Here is a 7,396-nt window from a genome sequence, read left to right on the forward strand (position 1 = left end):
GATTAAAGCAAAAGCAGCAAATATTAAAGTTATAAAGACAAAAGGAGTTAATTTATGGACCAAATAATTTTCAATAGCATTAACCGAATATCTGGCCGCTATGCCTTCATGGACTATTTGATGATTCTGCTTTCAAATAAGGCAAGATATGTTTTCATCTTTACGCTTGCTGCCATGTGGCTTTTCAAAGGGCCTGCCAGAGCAACGGCGAAGAAAGCTGCGGCTGCCTCACTGGCAGCTTTAGTAATAAACAGGATCATCAAGCTATTTTACTTTAAACCGCGCCCTTTCGTAAAAAGAAAGGTTGGAATCTTGATTCCTTCAAAGAAAGACTCCACATTTCCAAGCAAGCATACGATTATTTCTTTTGCTGCAGCTGTTGTCATTCTCTGCAATAACCGGTTTATAGGTCGAGCTTTATGCTGGATTTCAATACTGACGGGCTTTTCTCGGATCTTCTCAGGCCATCATTATCCATCCGATATCCTTGGAAGCGCACTTCTTGGCTCAAGTATTGGATGGTTAACTGAAAAACTTTATAAAACGAAGCCCCAGAGGGATTCACAGGAATTTAATAAAGTGAAACTTCAATCAGCGGGGAGCTTTATCCCCCGCTGATAATTAGTTGCGGCCCACAGGGCCAAGAAAGCTGCGGCAGCGATATATCGCATGACCCAAAGCTGCAGCATTTGTGACAATGTGGCCTTCTGAGTCTTTGATCTGCTTTTCAGGCCTTTACGGGCAGTTGGGCTCCCATTTATCTTCAGTCGATTCCTCTGGATCTTGAAGAGGGAGTCTTACTGCCCGTTAGACTGCGAAAAAAATGAAAAACGAGCACTTTCTTTGGCGAAAAAAAACTTGTTTTGTCACCTGGGAAGGATATCCCTTATTCCATCTAGAAATGGTTTTGAAAACGGGAGGGGATCAGGATGAATACAAGTGCTGCAGCCAAATTATTAGGGGTTTCGCCAAGCACTATTCAGCGTTGGGTCAAACAACTGGAACTCCGGACGGAGCGAAATGAATTGGGGCATTATCTGTTTACGGAAGAGGACATTGAGTTATTAAGGAAGGTCCAGGATCAGCTTAACCAGGGGATGATTTTGCAGGAGGTAACCGTAAAGGGGAAAAAGTCCAGAAAAGGTACTGTCCAAAGCGAACAAGCCAATCCTGCCATTGAGAAGGTTTTGTTGAAGATTAGCGAACTTGAGCAAAGGCTGAACGGTAAAGCGGATGATGTCGTCTCCTATCAGCTGCTCCAGCACCGCCGGGAAATGGAAGAACTGCACAAAGAAAATGAACGACTAAATAAACGGATTGAAGCTCTGGAAGCTAAGCTTTCGGCAAAAAGCCGAACCATCCCTTCAGATACTCTTTTGGTTTTTGATCAGGAAAAGCCAAGGAAAAAGCTTAGGAAGAAAAATATCTTTACCATGCTTTTCGGCTTGTGAACTGCTTCCCTTATTGATAAGGCAAAAAAAGCGTTACAGCTGGAATACAGCAGTAACGCTTAATAAATAGGCAAATTCGCTGTATAAGAGTACTTGGCCGTCACGCCCCGGATGGGTTACGCCAGCGCCAGAATTTATTCACCCTCCGCTATCAGCAAATCTACATTAAACCTCTTCAATAAATCTGTAAATCCTTTTTCAGGCATCTGATCCGTAATCAGAATATCGATATCACTTAACTCAGCAAATTTGAAAAATTCAATCACACCGATTTTAGTATGATCAGCAAGAACGATCACTTCGTCTGCCTGGCTGATCATTTTCCTTTTCACCATTCCATCTTCTTCATGTGCAAGTGTAAGGCCGTCCACTGAAAGGCCAACAACTCCAATAAAGGCTTTATCCGCCTGATATTGTGAAAGTTTATCAATAACAGAAGTTCCATATAAAAAGCGATGTTCTTTTTGAAGCTTCCCCCCAAGCAGCAGAATATCCGCATTTTGGTTAGAGGACAGTAATTCTGCCTGATTAATGGAATTGGTAACAACTGTGCATGAAACCTGATCCATATGTTCAGCACATGCCTGAACCGTTGTGGAGGTGTCCAAAATAATTCGATCTCCATTTTGAATCAAAGAAGCTGCCACTTGACCGATTCTTTTTTTCTCGGAAGAAACCATCTTAAGGCGATTTTCATAATCCTTTATTTCATGGCGGGAAGATGGCAGGATGGCTCCTCCCCTTGTCCGGATAATCTTCTTCTCTTCTTCAAGCTTGACGAGGTCCCGTCTCGCTGTATCTCTCGAGACCTGAAACAATCCGCATATTTGTTCAACTGAAATCCGCTTATTCATTTCCAGGTAGTTGAGGATTTCCAACAATCGTTCTTCTTGATACATGATTAACCCCGCTTATTTAAGTAAAGTTGCTCTTATATAAGGTTTCATAAGTTATTAAGTCTTATTATATACCTTATCCCTAAGCATTTTCAAGTGAATATAAGGAAAAACTCCTCCTATTCCTTATGGCGAAGCTTCATTCTAAATCTAATCCCAGCTGAATCTTTGTTCTTTAAAGGGATTTCCATAATTATGGTATCCATTTTTCTCCCAGAACCCTGACTTATCAGTTTCTGAAAACTCAATCCCCCTCACCCACTTGGCGCTTTTCCAAAAATAAAGATGCGGAAACACCGCACGCAAAGGAAATCCATGTTCTGGAGTTAGAACTTCGCCGTTGTGTGTATGGGCAAGCAAACTGGTCTCTCTTAAAAAATCTTCAATGGGGAGATTAGTAGTCCACTCTTCCTCAGCGTGGAGAATGACAAATTCAGCTGTATCTTTTACTGCTGCCCGCCTTGCAAATTCTGCAGCGGCAACTCCCTTCCAAACATTATCAAGCTTTGACCAGCCGGTGACACAGTGGATATCATTTTTGTATTCAGACTGTGGCAGGTCCATCACAGCTTCATAGGAGAAGGTAAGCTCATTTTCCACTTCCCCAAAAACCTTTAGGTTCCACTCCTTCTTATCTTTGTAGTACGGGACATTGCCATAATGAAGTACTGGAAATGCGGTCGTGACATTCTGGTTTGGCGGAACCCTGCCGGAAACCTGTGTCCTCACTTTGCCAAAATACATTGCAGCCGCCTCCATTTCTTTTTTCTTTATGGTAACCTACTTTCACAGCTGTTAAAAGAAATAAGAGAAGCGCAAGGCGCCTTGCCCACCCCCGACAGGCATAAGACGAGGGATAGGCGCCTGGAGCTAGACAGGAATCTAAGTTCAAAAGGATATAAATTCTGATCCTATTAAAAAGCAGCTCCTCCATAAGAGAGAAGCTGCTTCTGGTTAAAGAATGACCGCCGCAAGCCATCCAAACAGGATCAGCGGGATGTTATAGTGCACAAATGTCGGCACGCAAGTATCCCAGATGTGGTTATGCTGTCCGTCCGCATTCAATCCTGCTGTTGGCCCCAATGTACTATCAGAAGCGGGTGAGCCGGCATCTCCTAGTGCCGCGGCCGTTCCCACTAGTGCGATTGTCGCAATTGGGCTGAATCCAACCTCTAGTGCTAACGGAACGAAGATAGTTGCAATGATTGGAATCGTTGAGAACGAAGAACCGATTCCCATTGTCACAAGCAAACCAACAAGAAGCATAAGCAAGGCTGCTAACGATTTATTGTTGCCGATGACTGCGCCAGCCTGCTCAACAAGCCTTTCCACATCGCCCGTTTCTTTTAATACATCAGCAAATCCGAAAGCTGCCAGCATGACAAATCCGATAAATGCCATCATCTTCATGCCTTCTGTTAATAGCTGATCAGCTTCCCGCCACTTAATAGTGCCGCTGATATAAATAACTAAAATACCTGTTAATGCGCCAAAAATCATGGAATCAGTCAGAAGCTGAACAACCAGTGCTGCAACAATGGCAACTAAAGAAAAAAGAATGCCAGCCTTTGAATATTCGCCTTTTTCCGTCTCAACGATATCAGTTGTTTGGTAGTCCCTCTTCTTGCGGTAAGAAATAAAAATCGCGATGAGAAGACCAACAACAAGTCCAGCAGTGGGAATTAGCATGGCTTTTGGAATGTCAGATAAATTGACTGCCAGACCGCTGCTTTCCATATTTTCTGCAATGATTCCCTGGAAGATCTGTCCGAAGCCGACCGGCAATAGTATATAAGGCGCTGTTAAGCCAAACGTTAATACAGACGCAATTAAGCGGCGGTCGATTCTCAACTCGTTCATGACCTTCAATAAAGGCGGTATTAAGATGGGAATAAAAGCAATATGAATAGGAATCAGGTTTTGAGAAAAAATTGCCATAAGTAAAATGGAAAATACAATAAGTGCCTTCGATAATGTTTTCCCTCTAGATTCGCCTTCCTTGCCTACTTTTGCAAGAACCCATTCGACCATTAAGTTGGGAAGCCCACTTGCAGATATCGCAATAGCAAATCCGCCTAATAAAGCGTAGCTCAAGGCAACTTCCGCACTTCCGCCCAGTCCGCTGGAAAAAACTTCAATCGTTTTATCTATACGTAAACCGCCTGCAAGCCCGCCTGCAAGTGCCCCTGCCACTAGGGCAAGAACCACGTTCACACGCAAAAGGCTGAGAACAAGCATGATCAGAACTGCTAGTACAACTGCATTCATGATGCAACCCTCTTTCTGTTTGCTTACTTTTTATTCATTTACTTTACTCCGCTAAATCGGTAGAGAATTAAAACACATGTATTAAATTATCATATCCCCTCTTTCGGTGTCAATCGGTTTTTACTAGTTTACGATTGGCAGTTTGGACCAAAGTGGACCAGCTTTACTTGATTGGCCGGTAAAACGAGCAGTTTGGCCGGTATTTTACTAGATTTGGCCGGAAAAATCACCAGTTTGGCCGGTAATTTTGTTAAAATGGCCGGTAAATGCTCATTCTGCTTTTCTCTAACTAACTGTATTTGGCTGAATTTCTGCCAAATACGTTTGCCTGTCCATTCTTTAAAAATCCGCCTATGCAGAATTCCGCGAAATTATCTGCGAATTTGGGTTTTTTTTTCGCAAAAAAAAATTAAATATAACCGTGAAATCACCCTTTCCAACAACCAATAAAAAAACTCCGGATCTCTCCGGAGTTCTGCGTCTTTCTTATTTAGATTGGAATCTCTCCACCAGCAAGGCAAGTGTACGGACCATAACACCTGTTGCGCCTGCTGGTCCCAGGTCATAGTTTTTCGTTGCAGTAGCTGTTCCTGCAATATCAAGGTGCACCCAAGGAGTGTCTTCGGCAAACTCACCTACGAAGCCTCCACCCATGATTGCATGTCCGGCTCGGCCTGGTGAGTTGTTAAGATCTGCAATTTGGCTGCTTCTGATTCTTTCTTTGTCTTTTTCAAACAGCGGCAGGCGCCAGATTGGTTCGCCCGCTTCATAAGAAGCTTCCAGCACCTGTTCGAACCATTCTTCATTATTCGCCAGCGCACCTGTTGTTTCTTCGCCAAGTGCGACGATAACACCGCCTGTGAGTGTGGCGACATCCACTAGGTAGTCGGCTCCATGATGCTTCGCATAAGTCACCGCATCCGCTAGTGCCAGGCGGCCTTCTGCATCTGCATTAAGAACTTCAATTGTTTTTCCGCTCATAGATGTGATTACATCATCCGGCTTAAAGGCTGTTCCGCTGACCATATTATCTGTTGAAGGAATGACAGCAACTACGTTTTGCTCAGGCTTTAGCTCGCCGATGATTTCCATGGCGCCAAGCACTGCTGCTGCCCCGCCCATATCGGTTTTCATGCCGACAATGCCATCCTTCGGCTTAATTGAATAGCCGCCGGTGTCGAAAGTGATTCCTTTTCCAACCAAACCAATAACATCTTTCCATTCTTCCTTGCCCTGGTACTTTAGGACAATCATTTTAGGAGGTTCTGCTGAACCCTGGTTTACCGCCAAAAGGGCACCCATTCCAAGCTTAAGCATATCCTCTTTTTCAAGGATTTCAACCTCAAAATCGTATCTCCATGCAAGTTCAGATGCATAATTCGCCATATCGGTCGCTGTCAGCATATTGCCAGGCAAATTAACGAGTGTACGCGCCGAATTCGTTCCCTTGCCGTGTGCGTAACCAACCGTAAGAGATGCTTTGACATCCTCTTTATCCGCTGAACTGTATACAGCTATACTTTCAATGTCCTTTTCAGGCTCGTTTGATTTTTGCTTATAGCCTTCAAATTCATATGTGGCAAGAACAAAAGCCTCACTGACAGCATGGGCAGCATCCAGTGCATCTACTCCTTCGCTTGTAAAAGCATCAAGGCAAACAGCCGCCTCCTGAATCCTGGACGTTTTCACTTCTTTAAAGGCTCTCCCCAGCGCCTCACGCAAAATCTCGAAACTATATTCCTTCTCCTTGCCAAGCCCTACCGCAATTAAGCGTTTGGCACCGATTTTTCCAAATGTATGTATTTTGGCAATTGCCTTTTTCTTCACAGAAATATCTCCGCTTTTCACCAGCTCTGTCAGCTGGCCGCCGAACTGTTCGTCAACACGGGTAAGAATACCTTCAAATTTGTTTGGTTTATCAAACACACCGACAATTAGGCATTCGTGTTCAGCTGAATAATTGAAGTCCTGTTTTACTGAAAACATTTTTGCACCCCCATAATAAACTGCTAATATATCTCATTATATCGAAAACACATACTTATTTCGACAATCTAATTTTAATAAAGTGAAACTTCAATCAGTGGGGTGCTCTTTATCCCCCACTGATTGTTGGTTGTGGCCCACAGGATGTGGTGTTTTTAATCTTTGTTCTGCTTTTCGGTCCTTTACAGGCAGTTTGAGCTCCATTATTGCTCCATTGATTCCTCTGAGTCTTGAAGTAGGGTCTTACTGTCCGTTCGACTGCGATAAAAATTAATCTTCTAAATACAAGATAAGATTTGGGAGTTTCGGAAGATTTCCAGCCTCCTCAAAAGGCACCCGATCAATGTCCTTCGGAAAAATGGAGAGGCATTCTTCAATAAACCCATATACATGCTCCACATCAAGCCCCCAATGCTTCGGGCGATACGGCTGCAAGTAATCAAAAGCCGCCTGCATCATAAGCCTTGCTCCTTTCACATTGCCATATTCATAGTGGTAAATGCTGACACTCATTTGCAGCAGCCCTTTGAAAAAAAGATTGCCTTTGTCTGTCATCCACATTTCCTCAAGAAGGTCGTGGCAAGTATAATAGTCGCCTTCATTAAAGCTGACGAAGAACTCGTAATATTCAACCGGGTAATCTTCCATTTGAATTTCCTCCATTTTACAAGTCCTTAAACGGCTGCTACTGTTCATTCTAGCAAAAGGAAAGAGTACTCGCACATCTTCCGCATTAATCACATTCTCTTATGTATATTCCAGATTAAATGGGGAAAGAAGAAAATAAAGTGAAAC

The 7,396-nt window shown here is 43.4% G+C and carries 7 protein-coding genes; 2 read left to right on the plus strand and 5 right to left on the minus strand.

What is annotated here, in order from left to right; all coding sequences use genetic code 11:
- Positions 1 to 54: 54 nt before the first annotated feature.
- Positions 55 to 618, plus strand: a complete 564-nt coding sequence (locus tag NCCP133_RS09255) for a phosphatase PAP2 family protein (protein ID WP_264804645.1) — start codon at positions 55 to 57, stop codon at positions 616 to 618.
- Positions 619 to 929: 311 nt separating this feature from the next.
- Complete coding sequence (locus tag NCCP133_RS09260; protein WP_264804646.1) at positions 930 to 1,451, plus strand: MerR family transcriptional regulator; 522 nt, start codon at positions 930 to 932, stop codon at positions 1,449 to 1,451.
- A gap of 134 nt (positions 1,452 to 1,585) precedes the next feature.
- Here NCCP133_RS09260 and NCCP133_RS09265 read toward each other — a convergent pair whose 3' ends face one another.
- The 5 genes from NCCP133_RS09265 to NCCP133_RS09285 all read right to left on the minus strand — a co-directional run bounded on the left by NCCP133_RS09265 (position 1,586) and on the right by NCCP133_RS09285 (position 7,249).
- Positions 1,586 to 2,350: a DeoR/GlpR family DNA-binding transcription regulator gene (locus tag NCCP133_RS09265; RefSeq protein WP_264804647.1), complete on the minus strand. Its 765-nt coding sequence runs from the start codon at positions 2,348 to 2,350 to the stop codon at positions 1,586 to 1,588.
- A 147-nt stretch (positions 2,351 to 2,497) separates the two neighbouring features.
- The gene (locus NCCP133_RS09270; protein WP_264804648.1) at positions 2,498 to 3,091 is read right to left on the minus strand and encodes a sulfite oxidase-like oxidoreductase; all 594 of its coding nucleotides are present in this window, start codon (positions 3,089 to 3,091) and stop codon (positions 2,498 to 2,500) included.
- Positions 3,092 to 3,301: 210 nt separating this feature from the next.
- Positions 3,302 to 4,615: a Na+/H+ antiporter family protein gene (locus NCCP133_RS09275; protein WP_264804649.1), complete on the minus strand. Its 1,314-nt coding sequence runs from the start codon at positions 4,613 to 4,615 to the stop codon at positions 3,302 to 3,304.
- A 486-nt stretch (positions 4,616 to 5,101) separates the two neighbouring features.
- Positions 5,102 to 6,601 carry a leucyl aminopeptidase gene (locus NCCP133_RS09280; RefSeq protein ID WP_264804650.1) on the minus strand — a complete coding sequence of 500 codons (1,500 nt, stop codon included), beginning with the start codon at positions 6,599 to 6,601 and terminating at the stop codon, positions 5,102 to 5,104.
- A 270-nt stretch (positions 6,602 to 6,871) separates the two neighbouring features.
- Positions 6,872 to 7,249 (minus strand): DUF309 domain-containing protein, encoded by a 378-nt coding sequence (locus tag NCCP133_RS09285; protein ID WP_264804651.1) that lies wholly within the window; start codon positions 7,247 to 7,249, stop codon positions 6,872 to 6,874.
- Between the last annotated feature and the right edge of the window lie 147 nt (positions 7,250 to 7,396).

It is taken from the genome of Cytobacillus sp. NCCP-133, assembly GCF_026011715.1.
GTDB lineage: Bacteria > Bacillota > Bacilli > Bacillales > Cytobacillaceae > Cytobacillus.

Bases quoted from the DNA above. Each gene is read 5' to 3' on its own strand.
- NCCP133_RS09255 (WP_264804645.1), top strand. From the start codon at position 55: ATGGACCAAATAATTTTCAATAGCATTAACCGAATATCTGGCCGCTAT.
- NCCP133_RS09260 (WP_264804646.1), top strand. From the start codon at position 930: ATGAATACAAGTGCTGCAGCCAAATTATTAGGGGTTTCGCCAAGCACT.
- NCCP133_RS09265 (WP_264804647.1), bottom strand. From the start codon at position 2,350: ATGTATCAAGAAGAACGATTGTTGGAAATCCTCAACTACCTGGAAATG.
- NCCP133_RS09270 (WP_264804648.1), bottom strand. From the start codon at position 3,091: ATGTATTTTGGCAAAGTGAGGACACAGGTTTCCGGCAGGGTTCCGCCA.
- NCCP133_RS09275 (WP_264804649.1), bottom strand. From the start codon at position 4,615: ATGAATGCAGTTGTACTAGCAGTTCTGATCATGCTTGTTCTCAGCCTT.
- NCCP133_RS09280 (WP_264804650.1), bottom strand. From the start codon at position 6,601: ATGTTTTCAGTAAAACAGGACTTCAATTATTCAGCTGAACACGAATGC.
- NCCP133_RS09285 (WP_264804651.1), bottom strand. From the start codon at position 7,249: ATGGAAGATTACCCGGTTGAATATTACGAGTTCTTCGTCAGCTTTAAT.